This is a genomic window from Brachybacterium sp. HMSC06H03 (assembly GCF_001807385.1).
Taxonomy (GTDB): Bacteria; Actinomycetota; Actinomycetes; order Actinomycetales; family Dermabacteraceae; genus Brachybacterium; species Brachybacterium conglomeratum.
The window spans coordinates 1-20588 of sequence record NZ_KV788906.1; the positions used below are offsets into that span (position 1 = coordinate 1).

Annotated in this window: 18 protein-coding genes and 2 pseudogenes; 11 read left to right on the forward strand and 9 right to left on the reverse strand. The window is 73.2% G+C overall.

The window, feature by feature from the left end; all coding sequences use genetic code 11:
* Positions 1-184 (forward strand): annotated as a pseudogene (locus tag HMPREF3159_RS17695) (hypothetical protein); the annotation flags it as partial.
* Between the two features lie 548 nt (positions 185-732).
* Here the strand turns inward: HMPREF3159_RS17695 and HMPREF3159_RS17545 are convergent.
* The 4 genes from HMPREF3159_RS17545 to HMPREF3159_RS12630 form a co-directional block, all read right to left on the reverse strand.
* Positions 733-897 carry a hypothetical protein gene (locus HMPREF3159_RS17545; protein WP_166649429.1) on the reverse strand — a complete coding sequence of 55 codons (165 nt, stop codon included), beginning with the start codon at positions 895-897 and terminating at the stop codon, positions 733-735.
* Positions 898-1039: 142 nt separating this feature from the next.
* Complete coding sequence (locus HMPREF3159_RS12620) at positions 1040-1630, reverse strand: rhodanese-like domain-containing protein (protein WP_070501368.1); 591 nt, start codon at positions 1628-1630, stop codon at positions 1040-1042.
* Positions 1627-3069 (reverse strand): MBL fold metallo-hydrolase, encoded by a 1443-nt coding sequence (locus tag HMPREF3159_RS12625; protein ID WP_070501370.1) that lies wholly within the window; start codon positions 3067-3069, stop codon positions 1627-1629. The genes HMPREF3159_RS12620 and HMPREF3159_RS12625 overlap by 4 nt, the downstream gene beginning before the upstream one ends.
* A 54-nt stretch (positions 3070-3123) precedes the next feature.
* A complete protein-coding gene (locus HMPREF3159_RS12630; RefSeq protein WP_070501372.1) occupies positions 3124-4011 on the reverse strand; it encodes a sulfite exporter TauE/SafE family protein in 888 nt (295 codons plus the stop codon).
* Between the two features lie 139 nt (positions 4012-4150).
* Between HMPREF3159_RS12630 and HMPREF3159_RS12635 the strand changes: the two genes are divergently transcribed.
* The gene (locus tag HMPREF3159_RS12635) at positions 4151-4408 is read left to right on the forward strand and encodes a metal-sensitive transcriptional regulator (RefSeq protein ID WP_070501374.1); all 258 of its coding nucleotides are present in this window, start codon (positions 4151-4153) and stop codon (positions 4406-4408) included.
* 410 nt (positions 4409-4818) lie between these two features.
* Here the strand turns inward: HMPREF3159_RS12635 and HMPREF3159_RS17965 are convergent, their stop codons facing one another.
* Together HMPREF3159_RS17965 and HMPREF3159_RS12645 are read right to left on the reverse strand one after the other, a co-directional pair.
* Complete coding sequence (locus tag HMPREF3159_RS17965; RefSeq protein ID WP_070501375.1) at positions 4819-5094, reverse strand: SDR family NAD(P)-dependent oxidoreductase; 276 nt, start codon at positions 5092-5094, stop codon at positions 4819-4821.
* A 38-nt stretch (positions 5095-5132) separates the two neighbouring features.
* Positions 5133-5372 carry a hypothetical protein gene (locus HMPREF3159_RS12645; protein ID WP_070501377.1) on the reverse strand — a complete coding sequence of 80 codons (240 nt, stop codon included), beginning with the start codon at positions 5370-5372 and terminating at the stop codon, positions 5133-5135.
* Between the two features lie 222 nt (positions 5373-5594).
* On the opposite strand from HMPREF3159_RS12645, the gene HMPREF3159_RS12650 reads away from it, so the two are divergent.
* Positions 5595-6917 (forward strand): MFS transporter, encoded by a 1323-nt coding sequence (locus tag HMPREF3159_RS12650; RefSeq protein WP_246821632.1) that lies wholly within the window; start codon positions 5595-5597, stop codon positions 6915-6917.
* On the opposite strand, the gene HMPREF3159_RS12655 is transcribed toward HMPREF3159_RS12650, so the two are convergent.
* A complete protein-coding gene (locus tag HMPREF3159_RS12655; protein WP_070501381.1) occupies positions 6904-7929 on the reverse strand; it encodes an NAD(P)H-binding protein in 1026 nt (341 codons plus the stop codon). The two genes, HMPREF3159_RS12650 and HMPREF3159_RS12655, sit on opposite strands and share 14 nt — an antisense overlap.
* A gap of 120 nt (positions 7930-8049) precedes the next feature.
* On the opposite strand from HMPREF3159_RS12655, the gene HMPREF3159_RS12660 reads away from it, so the two are divergent.
* Positions 8050-8712 carry a CPBP family intramembrane glutamic endopeptidase gene (locus tag HMPREF3159_RS12660; protein WP_070501382.1) on the forward strand — a complete coding sequence of 221 codons (663 nt, stop codon included), beginning with the start codon at positions 8050-8052 and terminating at the stop codon, positions 8710-8712.
* A 329-nt stretch (positions 8713-9041) separates the two neighbouring features.
* Here the strand turns inward: HMPREF3159_RS12660 and HMPREF3159_RS18095 are convergent, their stop codons facing one another.
* Entirely contained in the window at positions 9042-12545 is a 3504-nt protein-coding gene (locus HMPREF3159_RS18095) for an exonuclease domain-containing protein (RefSeq protein ID WP_256374543.1), read from the reverse strand.
* A 92-nt stretch (positions 12546-12637) separates the two neighbouring features.
* Between HMPREF3159_RS18095 and HMPREF3159_RS16780 the strand changes: the two are divergent.
* From HMPREF3159_RS16780 to HMPREF3159_RS12675, 3 genes and pseudogenes are all read left to right on the forward strand, one after another.
* A pseudogene (locus tag HMPREF3159_RS16780) lies at positions 12638-12802 on the forward strand (PH domain-containing protein); the annotation flags it as partial.
* A gap of 70 nt (positions 12803-12872) precedes the next feature.
* On the forward strand, positions 12873-13325 hold the full coding sequence (locus HMPREF3159_RS12670) for a hypothetical protein (RefSeq protein WP_070501384.1): 453 nt from the start codon (positions 12873-12875) through the stop codon (positions 13323-13325).
* Positions 13326-13384: 59 nt separating this feature from the next.
* A complete protein-coding gene (locus tag HMPREF3159_RS12675; protein WP_070501385.1) occupies positions 13385-15058 on the forward strand; it encodes an ABC-ATPase domain-containing protein in 1674 nt (557 codons plus the stop codon).
* A gap of 3 nt (positions 15059-15061) precedes the next feature.
* Here HMPREF3159_RS12675 and HMPREF3159_RS12680 read toward each other — a convergent pair whose 3' ends face one another.
* Complete coding sequence (locus tag HMPREF3159_RS12680; RefSeq protein WP_070501387.1) at positions 15062-16474, reverse strand: FAD-binding oxidoreductase; 1413 nt, start codon at positions 16472-16474, stop codon at positions 15062-15064.
* A gap of 301 nt (positions 16475-16775) precedes the next feature.
* On the opposite strand from HMPREF3159_RS12680, the gene HMPREF3159_RS12685 reads away from it, so the two are divergent.
* The 4 genes from HMPREF3159_RS12685 to HMPREF3159_RS12700 all read left to right on the forward strand — a co-directional run bounded on the left by HMPREF3159_RS12685 (position 16776) and on the right by HMPREF3159_RS12700 (position 20569).
* On the forward strand, positions 16776-17426 hold the full coding sequence (locus HMPREF3159_RS12685; RefSeq protein ID WP_070501389.1) for a VOC family protein: 651 nt from the start codon (positions 16776-16778) through the stop codon (positions 17424-17426).
* A gap of 528 nt (positions 17427-17954) precedes the next feature.
* The gene (locus HMPREF3159_RS12690; protein WP_070501391.1) at positions 17955-18485 is read left to right on the forward strand and encodes a Dps family protein; all 531 of its coding nucleotides are present in this window, start codon (positions 17955-17957) and stop codon (positions 18483-18485) included.
* A 90-nt stretch (positions 18486-18575) separates the two neighbouring features.
* A complete protein-coding gene (locus tag HMPREF3159_RS12695) occupies positions 18576-19658 on the forward strand; it encodes a FecCD family ABC transporter permease (RefSeq protein WP_083305943.1) in 1083 nt (360 codons plus the stop codon).
* On the forward strand, positions 19658-20569 hold the full coding sequence (locus tag HMPREF3159_RS12700; protein WP_083305944.1) for an ABC transporter ATP-binding protein: 912 nt from the start codon (positions 19658-19660) through the stop codon (positions 20567-20569). The genes HMPREF3159_RS12695 and HMPREF3159_RS12700 overlap by 1 nt, the downstream gene beginning before the upstream one ends.
* Positions 20570-20588 lie beyond the last annotated feature (19 nt).

Consider the following 20588-nt stretch of genomic DNA (forward strand, 5'->3'; position numbering starts at 1 on the left):
GGATTGCCACCACGCTAGGGGACACACCCGCAAACGTTGGCGGGGCCGAGAAGAGCTCCGCATCGCGATCATCACCTGGAACGAGAGGACGTATCACCGACGTCGCCGGCAGTCCCGACTGGGCCGATTGACCCCCATCGAGTACGAGACCATCATGAACACGGCCGTGAGCCTCGCGGCCTGAGACCTGAATTGTCACCTGATCGTGCATCAGCCCCAACCGTACCCGCGTATCAGTCCCCTCCTTGTGGGAAGCGCGCTCCGTCGTTGGGGCGCGCACGTCGGATCGACGTGGCGAGGACGCCACCGTCCGTGCGACAACGTTGTCTAGAAGTCTCGGGTTGTCTCGGAGTGCATGTTCGGACGTCGCGCGATAGGCACCCGCGCACTGCGACGTGCCTGGCGGCGGCGTTCTTGCGAGATCCGTCGCGCCACCCTCACCCCTCGCGGGACCCGGGGCACTTGCCGCCGCTCCCCGCCCTCTCACCCCGGCACCGCCCACATCGACTCCGGCCCCAGCCCTACTTCGACCGTGGTGCCCCGCGCCCACGGCAACTTCGTTGGCCGGAGCGGCCGGCGGATCACGAGGAGGCCGACGTGGTCATCGCCGAAGGTGAGGGCGCGGTTCATCGCCGCCTTCGCGAGCTACTTCTGGACCGCCAAACAGATCGTGCGGATGCAGGTCAGCGGCCAGGACGCGGTCCCCTGCGCGAGGGCGAAGCGGTGGCGGCCTCAGCGACCCAGCAGCCGGGCGAAGAAGCCCTTCTCCGGAGCCGCCTCGGCGTGGCCGGGGCAGCGGTCGGCGGGGCGGACGTCCTTCATGACCTGGTCGACGTGCTGGCCGCAGCCGGCCCAGGTGGTCTTGCCGCAGGTGTTGCAGGTGGTGGCTCGGCACATGGTGTGCTCCTTCGGTGAGAGGTGAGAGAGGAGGGGGCGATCGGGGTGCGGGGCACGGTCCGGCGCGCCCCGCGGAGGGGGAGGCCGCCCGGCACCGGAGCAGCGGGCTCCGGCGCGGGGCGGGTGATCTCGGCGGGTGGCCTCAGCGCGCCGCGACGCCGCCGGGCACCAGGGCGGTCTCGACGGTGGGGGAGTCGGCCGTGCGGTTCCACGGCATCTTGGCGAGCACCGCGGCCATGGCGCAGGTGTCGCTGAGCGCCGAGTAGGTGAGCCCTGCGCCGATCGCGCCCGCGACCAGGCCCAGGCGTCGGTGGACCAGCTGTCCGGCGAGGGTGCCGGCGAGCACCAGGGTGCCTGCCGTCATCCGCACCTGGCGGTCCATCGCCCAGCGGCCGCCGCTGCGGTTCACGCCGCCCACGGCGTCCTGGTAGGCGGCGATGCCGCCGTCGAGCACGTCGATGCCCTCCAGGCCGGACTGCTGCAGCGCCTCGCAGGCCTTCCCGGCGCGGGCGCCGGAGCGGCACACCAGCACCACGTGCTCGCCCATGCGGCCGGCGAGCGTGTCGGTGTGGGCGGTGAGCAGGTCCAGCGGCACGTTGTGGGAGCCGGGGATGTGGACGGTCTCGAACTCGCCGGGGGTGCGCACGTCGATCACCATCAGCTCGGGGTCCGTGCTGAGGCGGTGGGCGAGCTCGGCAGGGGTCACGGTGCGAGTGGTGGGGGTGGCGGTCATCGGGCGTCCGCTCCGGCGGTCCCCAGCTCGTGCTGTGCGGCGGCCCAGCGGGACCAGCCGGCGTAGCTGCCCTCCAGCTCCACCACGTCGTAGCCGGCGCGGCGCAGCGCGGCCGCGGCCACGGAGTTGCGCAGCCCGGACTGGCAGAAGGTGATCAGGCGCCCGGCGTCCTTCGCGGGCAGGTCGCCGGGATGGAAGAGCACCTTGCCGGCGGAGAGCTGGTCAGCGTCGTCCACCGTGCCGGCGGCGTGCTCGGTGCGCGTGCGCACGTCCAGCAGGTGCGCATCCGGCTCCTGCGCGCGCAGCGCGGCGAGGTCCGCCGGGGCCACGGTGGCGGGGGCGGACAGCTCCAGCCCGTCCAGGGAAGGGATGTAGCCGGTGAGCGCGTCCACGCCCACCCGCACGAAGTGGTCGCCGTAGGCGGCGGCGGTGGCCGCGTCGGGCGCGAGCACCACCAGCTGGGCGTCGTCGGCCTCGGGGTCGAAGGCCCAGCCGATGTGGGTGGCGGCCTTGCCGAGGGAGGGGATCGACAGCGCGCCGGGCACCGTGCCCGCATGCACCTCCGCCACGGGACGGGTGTCCACCAGGGCGAGGGAGCCGTCGGCGAGGCCGCCGGAGAGCTCCCCGGTCGTCACCTCGCGCGGGTCGGGGCGCTCGCCCAGCAGGGCGGGGCCGTCGGTGTTCTGCCGCTTCATGCGGGCGAAGTAGGCGTGGGCGTCGGGCTGGCCGTCCAGCAGCTCGTCGATGAAGCCCTGCTCGTCGTCGTTCTCCAGGAACGGGCCCCACCAGGCGAACCTCCGCTCGTAGCCCACCGTGGTGGAGGGCAGCGCGCCCAGCGCCTTCCCGCAGGCGGAGCCGGCGCCGTGGCCGGGGAACACCTGCACGTGATCGGGGAGGGTGAGGAAGGCGCTTTTCAGGGAGGCGAACAGCTGCTTCGCGCCGGCGAAGCGGGTGTCCTCCATGCCCACGGCCTCGTCCAGCAGGTCCGGGCGGCCCAGGTCCCCGGAGAACACGAAGTCGCCGGTGAGGAAGTAGCCGGGCTCGTCGGCGAAGGCGCCGTCGGTGACCAGGTAGCTGAGGTGCTCGGGGGTGTGGCCCGGGGTGTGGCGGGCGGGGACGGTGATGTTGCCCAGCTGGATCGACTCGCCGTCATGCAGGCGCTCGGCCTCGAAGCCGTACTGCCAGTCCTCGCCGCCCTCGCCGGAGACGTACGCCGTGGCGTCGGTGGCGGCGGCGAGCTCGCGGGTGCCGGAGAGGAAGTCGGCGTGGATGTGGGTCTCGGCCACGGCCGTGATCGTCATGCCGTGGTGGGCGGCGAGATCGAGGTAGACCTGGATGTCGCGCCGCGGATCGACCACCAGCGCTTCCTTCTGCGCCTGACAGCCGATGAAGTAGCCGGCCTGGGACAGGTCCTCGTCATAGATCCGTTCGAGAAGCATCGTTCCTCCAGTGGGTGTGCGGGATGGACAGCGGATGGGATACCCCCGAGGGTATCAGGTACCCCGGGGGGTATGCGAGGCGGGTCGGGCGGTGCGCAACGGACAGGACGACACCAGCATCCAGCATCCGGCGCCGAGCAGGGCGAGAAGCGCCACGACTCCGACGACGACGGCGCCGGCGGCGCCCGGGAGCTCCTGCACGAGGACGAGCGCCCCCATGGCGAGGACGAGCACCCCGAAGCCCGTGCGCAGCGCCCGCTCGGGGAGATGGCCTGCCGCTCGCGCGCCGAGCAGGGAGCCGAGCACGGCCGCCAGCGTCACCCCGCCCACCAGGGCCCAGTCCAGCGAGACGGAGGTGAGATAGCCGGCGAGGCCTGCGAACGACTTCATCGCGATGACCACCAGTGACGTGCCCACGGCGACCGGCATCGGCAGTCCGGCCAGCAGCGCCAGCGCGGGCACCACCAGGAAGCCGCCGCCCGCGCCGACGAGTCCGGTGACCAGGCCCACCGCGAGCCCCTCGAGCACGATCCTGCTCGCGGACGGCTCCCGGGTCGGTCCCTCCTCCGCGGGCGCGCCCCGTCGGCCCCGGAGCATCGCGACCGACGTCGCGATCATCATCAGTGCGAACGCGACCATCAGCACCGTGCTCGGGATGTGTCCGCCGAGGATCCCGCCCAGGAAGGCCCCGGCCATCCCGGCGGCCCCGAAGCTCACCCCGGTGCGCCACCGCACCCGGCCGGCGCGGGCGTGGCTGACGGCGCCGACGGCCGAGGTCACGCCGACCACGACGAGCGAGGCGGCGATCGCCTCCTTGGTCGGAAGTCCCGCCACGTAGGCGAGGATCGGCACCGTCAGGATCGAGCCCCCGCCGCCGAGCAGTCCCAGGGAGACTCCGATGAGCACGGCCAGCAGCAGGGTGAGCGCGAGGGTGGGTGTCACGAGGGGCCTTTCGAGAGGTGGGTCGGAGGCTCGCGGCGCGACCGCCTCCGTCGCCGAGCCTGCCACATACCCTGGGGGGTATGCAAGACACCCCTGGGGGTATAGTCTGAGGCGTGCGGACCGACCCGAGGAGAGCGCCATGGACCTGAACCCCGATGACATGACCCCTGTGGTCAACCGCCTCAAGCGCGCCCAGGGGCAGCTCGCGGCCGTCACCCGGATGATCGAGGAGGGCAAGGACTGCAAGGCCGTCGTCACGCAGCTCTCCGCCGTCTCCAAGGCGCTGGACCGCGCCGGCTTCGCGATCATCGCCAGCGGCATGGAGCAGTGCATGACCAGCCCGGAGAATGACCTGGACCGCAAGGAGCTCGAGAAGCTGTTCCTCACGCTCGCATGAGAGGCGGGGCGCAGCGCGCCGTCGCCCGGTGCCCCGCAACGCCCCATCGGCAGCCGCTCCGGGATCGTCTCGCCGTCCCCCCGCTGTGCCGGATGCCGCCATGGCCCCGGAGCGCCGCGTCGGGGAATGGCGGCCGACGGGCACTCCCTGGGGGCTGCCTCGCTCACCGCCCCCGCGCGGCGAGCCGTGCCATGAGCCCCGAGGCGGCGAGGCGGGCGGCGGTCCAGATCGCGGTGCAGCGCCGACTCGGGACGGAGACGGCCTTCCCGCGTCCGGCATGGCGCAGCGACTCCTCCACCACCCGCGGCGCCTCGAGCCACAGCCAGTCCGGGCCCCCTCCTCGCCGCGCGGCAGGCCCAGCCGGGCGTGGAAGTCGGTGTGCGTGTGGCCGGGGCAGACCGCCGTGACGGTCACGCCGCGACCCTGTAGGCGCCGCTGGCCCAGCGGGAGAACTGCACCTGCCAGTTCTTCACCGCGCCGTAGGTGGAGTGCGGCATCACCGCGGAGGCGGAGGCGATGTTCAGGATCGTGCCGGAGCGGCGCTCGAGCATGCTGGGCAGTGCCGCATGCATCAGCCGCATCGGCACCTCGACGTGCAGGCGCAGATGCCGGGCCTCGTCCTCGATGTCGTTGCGCTCGAACGCGAGCGGCAGGCCGAAGCCGGCGCTGTTGACCAGCACGTCCACCGGCCGGGCCGGAGCCGGATGCCGGGATCAGCCCTCCCTCACTCCTCCTCGTCCTCATCGCTCTCCACGTTCCACCAGGCGCCGCAATCCTCGCACGTCCGGTCGCTGAAGACCAGGACGCACCCCTGCCAGTGGACCCACGGCGGATCCTCCTCGGCGAGGCGCGGGTCCGGACCGCCGAGCGGATGGTGCGTCACCTGGCCCGACCCGCACACGGGGCAGGTGCCGCGCGGCTCGTCGTACGGCTCCGGCGGCTCGTCGCCGAGGATCATGATCATGGGGTGAGAGTAGGGCTGGGGTCCGACAGATCCACGCCCCCGCCGGACCGGCGCACCTCCCGCTAAAACACCGGGAACATGGCACGCCACACCGCGGCCCGCCCGATTCCGGACGAGGGTTGCATATCCGCCAACCAAGGGGCGTAGATTGCAACGAGCGACCGACTCCCGGCGCCCCGCAGCGCGGCAGCCCGCCGGGGCCGGCACCCCTCCCATCCCCTCGTGATCGGCAAGGCCCCCATGACGACCGGCTCCACGGACGCCGCCGCGGCGGAGACGTTCCCCGTCCCCACCGGCGCGCCGCCCGCCCCCGCGGAGGTGCGCGAGCCCGCGGAGAGGCCCCTCGGCCGCGCAGCCCTGCTGCTGCTCGGCGTCGGACTGATCCTGATCGGGTTGAACCTGCGCATCGGCGTCGCCGCGATCGGACCGGTGGTCGGCGAGATCCGTGCCTCGCTCGGCCTGTCGGCGACCGTCGTGAGCCTGCTGACCACGATCCCCGTGTTCGTGTTCGGAGCGTTCGCGTTCCTCACCCCGGGCCTGACGAGGCGGCTCGGCATGCACCGACTGCTCGGAATCGTGCTGCTGGTCCTCGCGGCGGGGAACCTGCTGCGGCACGAGCCGAGCATGACCGCCCTGTTCGCCGGCACCGTGCTCGTCGGCATCGCGATCGCGGTGGGCAACGTCGTGATGCCCGCGGCGATCAAGCAGGACTTCGCCCACCGCGCCGGGCTGATGATGGGCCTGTACACGATGTCGCTGTTCGTCGGCGCGGCCTTCGCCTCCGGGCTGACCGCGCCGCTGCTGCCGGTCCTCGGCGGCAGCTGGCGCTCCGCGCTGGCGATCTGGGCGGTCCCGGCCGGGCTGGCCCTTCTCGTGTGGCTGCCGCAGCTGCTCCGCTCGCCCGGACGCCTGCGCTCCGGCAGTGCGGTCGCCGACGCCCCGGTCGACCACGGCCGCTCGCCGCTGCGAGCGATCCTCACCGACCCCACCGCCATCGCCGTCACCGGGTTCATGGGGCTGCAGAGCGTCAGCTACTACACGACGGTGACCTGGGTGCCGACGATCCTGCAGGACGCCGGGATGGACGTGACCGCCGCCGGCGGCATGATCGCCTTCTCCGCGTTCCCGGCAGCGCTCGCCGCCCTGCTCGCGCCGGCCCTCGCCGCACGGCTGCGGCCGACGTGGCTGCCGCCCGTCGTGGCCGTGCTGCTCCTCGGCGCCGCCTATCTCGGGCTGATCATCGCCCCCGCCGGCGGCGCCGTGGCGTGGATGACGGTGCTGGGCCTCGGGCTCGGCGCCTCGATCAGCCTCTCGCTGACGTACATCGTGTGGCGCTCGCCGACCACGCACCTCACAGGCCAGCTCTCGACGATGTCGCAGGGCTTCGGCTACCTGATCGCCGGACTCGGCCCGCTCGGCATCGGTGCGCTGCACGGCGCGACCGACAGCTGGACACTGCCGCTGATCGTGCTGTGCGTGGTGCTGGTCGGGCAGCTCGTCGCCGGGGTCGTCGCGAGCCGACCCGTGCACATCAGTCCTGCTTGAACTCCAGCACCCGTTCCTGACCCTCGCCGTTGGTCGCCCAGGAGGGATCGCCGGGCATGACCGCGAGCGGATCCCGTTCCCGGGGGCTGCGGCTCACGTCCGGTGCGGCCAGGCTGCGGCGCAGGGCCTCGTCGATCGTCACCCGCGCCGCATGGCCGTCCGGCAGCAGCTCGGAAAGCCACCGCTCGTCCCGCGCGACCATGTCCTCGCGCAGGCTCTCCATCAGCGCGGTGACCGTCGGGGCGGGGATGTCGGAGAGCCACGATCCCACCGCCGTGACCAGGGCCTGGGGCATCACCGGGACCGAGAACCCCGGCCGTTCCTGGTCCGTGAGCTCGAGGACCTTCTGGACGAGCTGCGGATAGGCGATGACCTCACCCCCGCCGATGTCGTACACGCCGTGGGCGCTCTCGGTGGTCACGGCCGCCCGGATCGCGGCGACGGCGTCGACCACGGCGATCGGCTCGACCAGATGGTCCATCCAGTCCGGGAACACGGTGATCGGGAGGCGGTGGGCCAGCTGGGTCATCAGCTCGAAGCTGGTCGAGGCCGCGCCGAGCACCACTGCGGCCCGCAGGCCCACGAAGCGGCATCGCGCCGCGGAGAGCTCCTCCTCGACCTCGAGGCGGGAGGCCAGGTGCTCGGAGAGCTCCTCGCGGGGGATGTCCGGGATGATGCCCGAGAGGTAGACCAGGGCCTTCACCTCGGACGCGTCGACGGCGGCGCGCACGCGCCGGGCCGCGGCGCGATCCACCTCCCGGAAGTCCTCTCCTCCCATGCCGTGGACCAGGTAGACCACCGCCTCCAGCGACGGGTCCGCGGCGATCGCGGCACGCACGGAGTCGTCCTCGGTCGCATCCAGCTCGACCCTGTCGACGGCGTCGCTCCACCAGAAGGCGTCGAGCTTGTGGAGATCCCGGGCCCCGGCGACCACCTGGTGCCCGTCCTCCAGCAGTGCGGGGATCAGCCGGCTCCCCACATACCCCCCGGCTCCGATGACGAGAACGCGCATGAGCTACCTCCGTGTCCGTGCTCCCGTGCCGCGAGCCGTGCGTCAGGTCTATACGAGCCGGCGCCCTCGAGCAAGACCCGACTCGCCCCGGCGCGGGGAGCGGCCTCGTACGCTAGGCGCATGAGCCCCGATCGTCCCGCCTCCCGTCCCGGCGCGTGGTGGGTGGCCGGCCTCGCCGTCGTGGTGGCTGCGCCGCTCCTGGCCGCGTCGCTGCGCGCCGAGGGCGGGGGGCCGGGGAGCGTCGCCGGCTGGGCACTGGGAATCGCCCTGACCTGGACCGTCGGCGGACTGCTGATCATGCGCATGGCACCTTCGGATCTCGCCGGCCGGGCCCTGGGGCGCGCACCGAAGGTCGCGGTGGCCGCCGCGGGCGTGGGCCTGGCCGCGGCCTCGCTGGCGGGCGGTCTGGTCCTGGCCGGTATTCCGGCCACCGCCCCGTCGGTGGCAGGTCCCGTCGCCGCAGCGGCCGACGGGCGCTGGGGTGTGCTCGCGGTCGCGCTGGTGGCGGGCGCCGCTGAAGAGGTGTTCTTCCGCGGCGCGCTGCCTCGGCTGCTCACCGGCCTGGCCCGCTGGGTGGTCCCCACCGCGGTGTACGCCCTCGTCACGCTGTGCACCGGCAGCCCTGCTCTCGCGGTGATGGCCCTCCTGCTGGGACCGGTGGCGATGTGGGCCCGCGAGACCTCCGGCTCACTCGCCGGGGCGCTCTTCGTCCACGCCCTCTGGACGCTCACCATGGTGGGGCTGTTCCCCGCCGTCGTCGTCCGTGTCGGCATCGCGGGCTGAGGCGTCCAGCCGCTCGAGTCGAGCGAGTCGATCCGCGGCCTGCCGGCGGCGCTCGTCCTCGGGGCGCTCCCACCATGCGGGGCCGCGCTCTCCGAGGCCTTCCTTCGCGAGCTGGACGCGGTCTCGAGCTGAGCGGACGCTCGCCGGGTCGTCGTCGCGGCCGGCTCGCCCGACCTCGGAGCGGGCTCTGCCTAGATGGCTCTTCAGCGCCCGGACCACGTCGGCCTCCAGCGCCGGGTCCGTGCGTCGCCATCTCCGTCCCCGGATGACCAGGTAGCGGTCGTCGTCGTCCGTATCGTCCACGTCAGGCCTCGCCTCGTCGCTGCGGTTCATCCCACCCACTCCAGGAACTCCTCCGCCGTGATCACCGGCTTCTCCCACTTCGCCGCGTTCTTCGCCTTGGTCGACTGTGACCCGGCCTCGGCCACGACCAGTACATCGGTGCGGGTCTTGGTGAGGGTCGGGACGGCGACGAGCCCGCGCGCCTCGGCCATGGCGTGCAGCTCCTCCTTCTCGAGCCAGCCGTGCCGGGGCGAGTGGACGGTGCCGGAGAAGCACACCCGCGCGCCCGGCACGAGCACGTCGGCCGCGCTGATCGGGCCGGTCGCCTCGAAGCCCTCGGGCAGCACCCGCACCCCGAAGTGCTCCTCGACCCCGCGCAGGCGCTCGAGGACCTCCTGATCGGGGGAGAGGACCCGCTGCCAGGTCCCCTCGAGCAGGTGGGCGAGCACCTCGGCGGCGTCGTCCTGCGCGCCGAGGTTCCCGCCGACGACGAAGCCCGTCGGGGCGCTGGTCCCCGTCGGCCCCGTCGTGCGGGCGAGAAGATACCCGTGGCCGGTCACAACCTGCCGGAACGCCACCCCGGTCCCGGGCAGCTCCTCTCCCGCGGCCCGCACGCGCCGCACCGCGTCGCGCACCGCCCGGGCACGTTCGAGCGCCGTCGGTGCCTTCATCCGCGCCAGCTCGTCGGCGCTGAGGATCCCACCGGGGACCTCGAGCCCGAGCGGCACCGGCTCGACGATCCCGTTGCGCTTGAGCTCGAAGTCGACGTGGGCGAGCTGACGGTCGATGTCCACGCCGACGGGCACCCGCCCGGCCAGCAGCGCCGACAGCGCCGGCCACGCCTCCGTCAGCAGCGGTGCGAGCTGCACGTCCCGCGTGGTGATCCCGAACTCGTCCCGTGCGGAGAACAGGTCGGAGGTGGGGTTCACGACGGTGGAGACCTCGTCGCCGTCGTCGGTGACCACCGCGATCTCCACGGGCCGCGGCCGCCAGCGGTCCCCGGTCGTGCCCACGGTCAGCACCGACAGGTACGCCTCGCCGAGCGTCTCGGTCCCGGCGGACCCGCTCGCGAGATACCGCCGCACGCGCTGATCGGTCTTCAGGTCCCGCGGGAGCACCTCGCGCCTCAGCACCAGCCCCTCGAGGCTCGTGCACCGCGACAGCGCCACGTACAGCTGGCCGTTGGCGAAGGTGCCGCCGGTGAGGTCCACGACCACCCGGTCCAGCGTCTGCCCCTGCGACTTGTGGATCGTGATCGCCCAGGCCAGCTTCATCGGCAGCTGCGTGAACGTGCCGATCACCTGATGCACGAGCGAGCCGCCCTCGACGCTCGGGCGCGTGATCTCCCAGGTGTGCTCGCGCACCTGCTCGGTGCGGCCGTCGCGCAGCAGCACGGTGACGACCGGCCCATCGGAGTCGGCGCCGATCGCGGTGATCCGGCCGAGCGTCCCGTTGACCCAGCGATCCAGAGGGTCGTTGTTCAGCAGCATCACCTGCGCGCCCACCGCGATCCGCAGCGTGTCCTCGGTGGGCTTCTCGAATCCGTCGGTGTCCCCGCTGATCTGCGCGGTGAAGGACTGCACCGGGCCGGGCAGGCGCTCGAGCATCTGCCGGTTCCGGGCGCCGACGATCCGGTTGGTCGTGGCGAGCGTCAGCCAGAACTCGTCCAGCCCGGGCTCGAAGTCGGGATCCGTCCGACGGTTCAGCTCGGCCCGCGCCTCCTCGAGCAGCGCCCCCTCCCGCACCGCGTTCAGCAGGTCCACGAGCTGGTCATCGCCCTGCTGGCGGAACACGGTCGACAGCTCCACCACCGGGAAGGTCGTCTCGTCGAAGGAGCGGGCGGAGAAGAAGAACGGTGTGCCGTAGCGCTCCTCGATCCACGCCGCCTCGCTGTCGGTCACCACCGGCGGCAGCTGGTACAGGTCGCCGACGAGCACCAGCTGCACCCCGCCGAAGGGGGTGCCGGGCCGCGGACCGTACTGCTCGAGCGCGGCGGCGAGCGCATCGAAGAGGTCCGCCCGCACCATCGACGCCTCGTCGATGATCAGCGTGTCCAGCTCCTTCAGCGCCTTCCCGAAGCGGCCCGGGTAGTAGGAGCCGCCGCGCACGTGCTCCTCGGTGACGCCGAGCGGGAAGGAGAACAGGCGGTGGATGGTGTACCCGTCCACGTTCAGCGCCGCGATCCCAGTGGGTGCGACGGTGATCGTGGAACGGTCGGTCTGCTCGAGATAGTGCCTGATCAGCGTCGACTTTCCGGTGCCCGCCTTGCCGGTGAGGAACAGGTGGTGGCCGGCGTGGAGGTGCTCGAGCGCGGCGGCGAACTCGTCGGTGATGACCAGCGGGGCTGAGGACGTCTCGGCGGATGCGGAGGCTGCCGCCCGGGCCGCCGGCGCGGGGGCCTCGGACCGGAACGTCGAAGCGGCGGGCGCCGCCGACGCGACTGTGGGCTCCGCGCCGGACGCCTCTGCGCGGGACGGTTCCGCCCCCGCATCGCCTGCGCGAGCTGGCCGTCGGCCAGTCGTGCGTGATTCTGAACCACTTTCCCGCGGATTCTGGCTCAGAATCTGACCCGATCCTGGTGCGGCCGCCGGTGCCGTCTCGGGCCGCGCCGTGGTGTCAGGTGCAGTGGTCTGCAGCCCCATCGCCTGCCGGTACTGGGCCACGAGCTCGGCCTTCAACCGCCCACGGTCGCCGACGGGGATGCCCTGCTCCCGCGCCCATGCACGTATCGCGGTGGGGGAGAGGTCCACCTCCGGGGCCGGCTCGTCGGCGAGCTGTGCAGGAGCCGACACATCAGCCGAGGCTGCGGTCACCGCCCGAGGCGGCATCGCCGCGGACGACGACGTCGGCCGCAGTGCACTGCCCGTCGGGCGAGAAGCGGGCGCGGGAGGCGGTGGAGACGGAGCCGCAGACGGTCGAGCCGCCGCCCCACCCCGCAGCGCCCGCGAGGCGGTCAGCGGAGCGTCGTACCCCGTCTGCCGGTCCATCGCGAGATACCGCTCGAGCAGCCCGGCCGCCGCATAGGCGTCGCCGAGTGCGGAGTGCGCCTGCTGATGCGTCACCCCGAGCGCCGCGCAGCACTCGGCGAGCGTTCGGCGTCGCAGGTGAGGGAGATAGACGGTGCTGCCCTGCAGCGTGCAGTAGGTGGACACCTGCGGCATCGGCAGCGACGCCCGCGCGAACTCCGCCCGGAGGAAGGCGAGGTCGAACTCGGCGTTGTGCGCGACGAGGACCAGGCCCTGCAGTGCGGTGCCGATCTGCACGGCGAGGTCCGCGAAGCGCGGGGCGCCGGCGACGTCCGCGTCGGTGATGCCGTGGATGTGCGTGGCGCGCACGGGGCCGCCCGGGTGGAAGCGCGTCACCCACTGGTCGAAGGGGCGGCCCTGCTCGTCGGCGCGCAGGATCGCGAGCTCCAGGACGCGCTCGCGCTCGGGGTCGAGGCCCGTCGTCTCCACGTCGATCACCGCGAAACGAGGAGCCCCCGACGGGGCGGGAGGCGGCGTCGCAGACGGCGCCGAGGCGCGGCCGCGGAAGCGATCGAGCAGTCCCACGAGGGTCCTCTCCGGGCAGGGATGATGATCGCTCGATCATCTCAGGGAGCGGGGACAGAGGAGGCGCCGTTCGCAACGGGAGCAACCGAGCCTCGTCCGTCCGCATGTGGTCCTCGGAGAACGCCGGCACCCTCGACCTCAACGCCGAGATCGAGCTGTGGACCCGCGCAGGCCGGATCAAGATCGCCGTCGGCAAGCACATCGACGTGCGACGGCTCGACCTGCTGATCGCGAACGCGGTGCTGCGCTCATCCTGAGCCGGGGGATCGGGCCTGGGGCGGGACGGGCCCGTCTACAGTGACCGTGTATGCGACGAGTGGAGCAGCGATGGCGGCGAAGAAGTTCGCACAGGTGGACACGAGGAGCAGCAGTCTGAAGAAGGCGCTCGCCTTCCTCAGCGCGGCCACACCGATCGTGATCCGGGTCGTGCAGACCATGAGGGACAACCCGGAGATCTCGCATTTCGTGAAGGAGCAGCTCGCGAAGCTCCGGCGCAACGACAAGGCCACGCCGGAGGCGATGCTCGCGACGCTGGAGGCCCTGCGCGAACAGGTCACGCTGCTGACCGAGTCGGCCGATGACGGGCAGGAGGCCGCGCAGGCTGCCGCGTGGTCCGCCAAGCTCGACTCCGCCACCCGTGCCGCGAAGCTCCTGGCCGCCCCGGGCTCCACCGCGTCACAGCGCAGGACGCTCAAGAAGCAGATCGACTCGCTGCGTCAGGACATCTTCGCCGCGTATGTCGCCGAGCTCGGCGAGGACGCCTCCGCCGGCAGGAAGTGACCGCCGGCGGATTGTCGCGGTGTCGTCCGCTCACTCGTCCACCCCTAGCATGGCCGGCGATGACCTCCGACTCCGCCCGCCTCACCCAGCTCCTCACCTCGATCGACGGCCGCGGCTACGGCTCCTACAAGCAGCTGCACGGCAGCTACGACCTGGGATCGTGCCGGCTCGTGATCGACCACGTGCAGGCCGACCCCTTCGCACCGCCCTCGCTCATGCGCCTGGTCGTGGACCGGGCCGCGGCGGGCTTCCCGGAGGACCTCCTCGCCGACCGGCACGGACGCGTCGCGACCACCGACTTCCTGGCGCGGGCGCTCGCCGAGGCCGCCTCGCACACCGGGGAGCGGGTCGACGTCGGCACCCCGGGCCAGGAGGTGCTCGAGCGCACCACCATCGCCGTCGCCGACGGTTCGATCGAGGCGCGACTCGCCGCCGAGCTGCCCGCCTCCGGCCGCCGCATCCAGGGCCGACGCGCCGCGCGCCTGCTCACCGAGGACCTGCCCCGGATCGCCGAGGCCGTCCTGTTCCACGCCCGCCACGACGCCGAGGCGCTGCGCGCCCATGTCGCCCTCCACCGCGACCAGGAGGCGCTGCGCGACCGGCTCGCCGGCCGCGGTCTCGTCGCCCTCGTCGGCGAGGGCGCGATCCTGCCCCGCCGCTCCGGAGACTCCGACCTGCCGCTCACCGAGGGCGCGGTCCCCTTCGAGAGCCCGGTCTCGCTGCGCGTCGAGATCGATCTGCCCAGCGGCCGACGGGTGAGCGGCATGGGCATCCCCGAGGGGGTGACCGTCATCGTCGGCGGCGGCTTCCACGGCAAGTCCACGCTGCTGCGCGCCCTCGAGCGCGGCATCCACCCGCACGTGGCGGGCGACGGCCGCGAGTGGGTGATCACCCGGGCCGATGCCGCGGCGATCCGCGCCGAGGACAGCCGCGCCGTGACCGGCGTCGACATCTCCCCGTTCATCAGCGGGCTGCCCTCGGGGGCCGACACCCGCGCCTTCACCACCGCGAACGCCTCGGGCTCCACCTCACAGGCCGCGTCCCTCGTCGAGGCGGCCGACGCCGGCGCGTCGGCGCTGCTGATCGACGAGGACACCTCCGCCACGAACTTCATGCTCCGCGACGCGAGGATGCGCGCGCTGATCCCCGCCGACCGCGAACCGATCACCCCGTTCGTGGACCGTGTCCGGCCCCTGCACGCCGAGCGCGGCGTCTCCACCGTGCTGGTCGCCGGCGGCTCCGGGGCGTTCTTCGACGTCGCCGACCACGTGATCGCGATGGACTCCTACGTCCCCCGCGACGTCACCGCCGAGGCCCGCGCCCTCGCCGAGGAGGCGCAGCCCCCGGCAGCGCCCGTGTTCACCGCGCCGCGGCCGAGGATCCCGGACCCGGCCTCCCTCCGGCCGGCGGACGCTCGCAAGCCCGCCTCCGCCCGCGGCCGCGACACGATCCGGCTCGGCCGCGAGCACCTGGACCTCTCCGCCGTCTCCCAGCTGCTCGATCCCGCGCAGACCCACGCCGTCGCCCACGCCCTGGACCGCCTCGCGGACGTGCTCGCCGAGGACGGTCCGGTCCCGCTCGAGGACGCGGTCCAGGTGCTCGTCGACCGGATCGAGAACGGCGGCCTCGAGACCCTCTCGCCCCACCGCGGCCATCCCGGCCATCTCGCTCGGCCGCGCGCGCTCGAGATCCACGCCGCAGTGAACCGGTGGCGGGGCCTGCGGCTCTCCTGACCGCTACGGCGCCACGTTGAGGGTGCGGCGGAACATGTTCCCCGGGTCGTAGACCTGCTTGATGCGCTGCAGGCGCCGGTAGGTCTCCGCCCCGTACGCCTCGCGGGTCACCTCGGGCACGGGCCGGGTCCGCTCGATGGAGCGGAAGTTGACGTACTCGCCGCGCTCCCGCAGCTGGGCGAGCTCGGCCGCGGCCCGCTCGGCGAAGGCGCGGAAGCGGGCGTCCTCCCCGGGGTCCTGCCAGGCGAGATGGATCGAGACCATGAGCCGTCCGCCGCGGTGAGGGAAGGCGGTCGCGCCCTCCGGCACGCGGGCGAACGCCCCGCCCAGCAGGTGCAGGTCCAGGCTCGCGCCCGACCCGGGCAGCGCCTCGGCGACGGCGGCGAGAGCGTCGAGCACCTCCTCGTCCAGGCGGCGGAAGCTCGCGTTGCGCCACAGCCCGCGCACCCCGGTCGGCACCGCCTCGCTGCGCGCCCCCTGCCAGGCCTCCCAGCTGACCGGCCCGCTGAGCTCGCGGTCCGGAGGCAGCGCGCGGCGCAGCGCGCCGATCAGCGTCTCGCCGCGGGCATGGTCCTGGTCGATCCAGACGCTGTGGATCGCGAGCCACGGGGCGTCCTCGGGCCCGTCCTCGGGCGGCGGCGAGGCGATCGAGACCACCGCGGCGAGCTCGTCGGGCAGGTCGCGGCTCCAGCGCTCGAAGGCGCCGAGCGCGCGCCGCCACTGCGCCCGTCGGTAGTACAGGCTCGCTCCGAGCACCGTCTCCGGCATCGGCACGGCCCGGTAGGTGAACGCGGTGACCACGCCGAAGTTCCCGCCCCCGCCGCGCAGGGCCCAGAACAGGTCCCGGTGCTCGTCCTCGCTCGCGCGCACGAGCCGGCCGTCGGCGAGGAGCACGTCGGCGGCCTCGAGCCGGTCCAGGCTGAGCCCGGCCTTCCGCGACAGCCAGCCCACCCCGCCGCCGAGGGTCATCCCGGCGATGCCGGGGGAGGGGACGGTGCCCAGCGGCACGGCGAGCCGGTGCGGCGCGGTCGCGGCGTCGACGTCCCCGACCCGCGCCCCGGGCGCGGCCGTGACCAGGTGGGCCGCGGGGTCGACGGTGACCTCGCGCAGCGCGCCGAGATCCAGCACGATCCCGTCGTCGACGGTGCCGAGCCCCGCGACGGAGTGCCCGCCGCCGCGCACCGCGAGCGGCAGGCCCGTCTCCCGCACGGCGTCCAGCACGGGCAGCACGTCGTCCACCGTCGCGGCGCGCACCACCAGGTAGGGGAAGCGGTCCTCGCGCCCGTTCCACACCGCCCGCGCCGCGTCGTAGTCCGGATGGCCGGGCGCCACGACCTCGCCCGCGACCCGGTCGCGCAGCCGGTCCAGGGCCGCGCGTGCCTCCGGGATCGGATCCTCGCCCGTCGTCCATGTCATGGCCTGGCGACCTCCTGGAATGGTGGGCGAACAGGCCGCCCATGACCAAGCAAGGGTGCCGGGACGCACCGCCCGGGCGCCCTCCGCGGACTGTGCCTGACCAGCGGGCGGGCGGCCCGTCGGCAGGCGGGTGGAGCTGATCTCGACGGTACTGCGCGGCGAGGGGGAGGGCAACGGGCCTCCCGCTCGTCGTGCCCGGACACGTCGACGCCTACGACCATGCCGACGCGGCCGATGCTCCTCCCGTCCGCGCGAGGTGGCAGGCTGGGCACACCCGCCCCACCCCGGACGAAGGAGCATCATGTCCGTCCCCCATCTGCTCGACCACATCGTCATCGCCGGCCCCGACCTCGCCGAGACCGTCGAGTGGTTCCGCGAGCTCACCGGCGTCACGCCCGCTCCCGGCGGCAGCCACCCCACCGGCACCGCGAACGCCCTGGTCGCCCTCACCGTCGACGGGGAGCGGCGCCCGCACTACCTCGAGCTGATCGGCCCCGACCCGGAGCGGGCGGGGGAGGAGCTGCCGAAGACCTTCAGCATCAACCGGCTGAAGCGCCCCACCCTGATCACCTACGCCGTGCACCCCGAGGGCATCGACCAGGTCGCCGAGCGCTCCCGCGCCGCCGGCGTCGATCCCGGTCCCATCGAGGACCTCTCCCGCACCACGGCGGGCGGCGAGCTCCTGCAGTGGCGGCTCACGCAGGCGCGCGCCCCGCGCAACTACGGCGTGCCCTTCCTCATCGACTGGGGCACCGCCGAGCAGCCCGGCCTCACCGACCTGCCCACGATCGAGCTGGTCTCCTTCGAGCGCATCGAGGTGAGCCCCGAGCCGCTGCAGAAGGCCCTGGCCGCGCTCGACCTCGGCGACGGCGTCGCCCCGGTCCACGAGGGGCCCGGCTCCCGCTTCGTGCTGCAGCTGCGCACCGAGGACGGGCGCGAGATCGAGATCTGAGACGGTCGACGGCCGCCCCGGCATCGTCCCGCCCCGGGTGCGTGCCGCCCGTGGTCAGGTGATGGCGTATGGCGTACCGCTATGCCTATATAGGCGTACTGGTACGCCACACGCCAGTACTCGACCATGGCTCGAGGACCAGGGTGCGAGGAACGGGGCTCGAGGGGCCGGGGTGCGAGGAAGGGGGCTCGAGGCCAAGAGCGCGAGGAACCAGGCGCGAGTCCCAGGGTGCGAGGCGCCGGGCCCGCAGCCGCTGACAAGAGCCGAGGCGCGCGCGGCACCGTCATCACAGGCACGCGGCTCGGAAGCATCGGGACGGGCCTGCACGGCACTGCCCCCCGAGCAGGGCGCGCCGTCAGTCCTGCCGTGCCGGATCTCGGCCCTCCTGCGGCACCCGCCGGCGGGCGCCGCATCGACCGCTCGGCCCGGAATCTTGCTGTGCCCGGGCCCGCTGATTAGCGTGCCGAGCAGTGATCGCGGCCCGCGGCCCTCGCGGATCGCGCAGGTCATCGACAAGGAGGACCACCCATGAACGAGACCGTCACCGTGCCCGATCCGGCAGGATCCACGCGCACCGGACGCCAGAACGCCGAGCAGGGCTTCCTCGCCCCCGCCGCACTCACCAAGAACCTCCAGGCGGTCCTCGTGGACCTCACGGCCCTGCACCTGGTGGGCAAGCAGGCGCACTGGAACATCGTGGGTCCGAACTTCCGCGACCTGCATCTGAACCTCGACGAGGTGGTCGCCATCGCCCGGGCGAGCGCCGACGACGTCGCCGAGCGCATGCGCGCCCTCCACGCCGCGCCTGATGCCCGCCCGGCGGTGGTCGCCGAGCAGACCACGCTGCCCGAGTTCCCCCAGGGCGAGGTGCTCACGCATGATGCCATCGACCTCGTGACCGCCTCCATCGAGGGGACCGTGGGCACGATGCGCTCGGTCCACGACGAGGTGGACGAGGCGGATCCCACCTCCGCGGATATCCTGCACGGGATCATCGAGAAGCTCGAGCAGCAGGCCTGGTTCCTCAGCGCGGAGACCCGCACCCCGAAGGAGCGCTGAGCGCAGCTCCCGGGGGGTGGGGCCCGTGGCCGCGGGCGGCCGCAGACACTGATGTGACTTCACTGTTGAGAATGACTATCATGTCCATCCGTGGTCACTGACGTCGTCCCTCCGCAGCGCCTGCGCGCCGCGCCGCACCGTGCAGTCCCGCGCGGCCGTGCGCTGCTGACCCTGTGTCTCGCCGGACTCGTCCCGGCTGCTGTCCTCGCGGCCACCTCGCTGGGCCCCTCGGCCACGGGTCCGGTCGATACGCTCGTGATCCTGCTGGAGCCGACCCGCCCGATGCTCGAGGCCGTGGGCATCTCGCCGCCTGTGCCGTCTGCCGCCACCGCCAGTCTGGTGTGGTCGATCCGACTGCCGCGAGTGCTGCTCGCGCTGGTCGTCGGTGCAGGTCTCGGGGCCGCGGGCCTAGTGATGCAGGCGGTGTTCCGCAACCCCCTCGCCGACCCCGGGGTCACCGGCGTCTCCTCGGGCGCCGCCATGGTCGCCGTGATCCTCATCGTCACCGGCCTCGCCACCCCGCTCACGCTGCCCCTGGGAGCCTTCCTCGGCGCGCTCGCCGCCGTGTTCGTGGTGCAGCTGGTCGCAGGCCTGCGCGGCGGTGGCGGGGGCACCCTGCTGCTGGTCGGCATCGCGATGAACTCCCTGCTCGGAGCCGTGATCTCCGCGGCCATCGCCAACGCGCCTCGCAGCGACGACGCCCAGGCGGCGATGTTCTGGCTCAACGGCGACCTCACCGGCGCCACCTGGACCGACGTCGCCGTCGCGGCCCTGCCCGGACTGGTCGGGATCGTGGTCCTGCTCGGCACCGCCGGGGAGTTGAACCTGTTCCTGCTCGGTGAGGACCAGGCCGCATCGACCGGGATGCGCACCGCACGCACCCGCCAAGTCCTGCTCGCACTCAGCGCCGTCGTGATCGCAGCGGGTGTCTGCGTGACCGGCGTGATCGGCTTCGTCGGACTCGTGGTCCCGCATCTGGCGCGTCTGCTGCTCGGCCCCGACCACCGGGTGCTGCTGCCCGTCTCGGTGCTCGTCGGAGGGGTCTTCCTCGTCCTCGCCGACGTGGTCGCCCGCAACCTCTTCGACCCCGTCACGCTCCAGACCGGGATCGTCACCGCACTCGTCGGTGCACCGGTGCTGCTGGCCCTCGTCTGTCGTAGAGGAGGGCGCTGATGCCGCGGCCACCGCTCCCGACCTCGGTCGCGGCTCCACTCCCGACCCCCGTCGCGCCCCCGCTCGCGGCCTCGCCCGAGACCCCGGTCCGCACCGCGGACGCTCACCACGGCGCGCTGCGTGCCCAGGGGGTGCGCGTCGCCTACCGCCGACGCACGGTCGTGCACGGGGTCGACCTCACCCTCGACCGGGGGCGCGTGCACGGCCTCGTCGGCCCCAACGGGGCGGGCAAGTCGACTCTCCTGCGTGCCCTGGCCGGTCTGGTCCCGCTCAGCGGCGGCGCGGTGCTCGTAGGCGACCACGACGTCACCGCCCTGACGGCCCGCGAGCGCGCACGCCGGATCGCGGTGCTCCCGCAGGACACCCACGCCGAGGCCGGACTGCAGGTGGATACCGTGGTGGGGCTGGGCCGCTACGCCCACCACGGCCTTCTCTCGCGCCTGCAGGGGGACCTGACGGCCGAGGATCGCGACGTCGTCGAGACTGCCTTGGCCCGGGTCGGCGCCTGGCACCTCCGGGAGCGACGGATCGACCAGCTCTCCGGCGGTCAGCGGCAGCTGGTGCTGATCGCCAAGCAGCTCGCCCAGGACTCCGAGGTGATGCTCCTGGACGAACCCGTCTCCGCCCTCGACCTCGGCTACCAGGCCGATGTGATCGAGCTGCTGGGGGACCTCGCCGCAGAAGGACGCGCGATCGGCGTCGTGCTGCACGACCTGAACCTCACCCCCCGGGCCTGCGACGACCTCACCTTGCTGAGAGACGGGAGCGTCCTGGCCGGCGGCTCGCCGCACGAGGTGCTGCGCGCGGATCTGCTCGCCGAGGCCTACCGGATCCGCGCCGACGTCGACCTCGACCCGCTCACCGACCGGCTCCGGATCGCGGTCCGCGGTCGCCTCGATCGTCGGCCCTGACCCGACGACGTCCCACGGC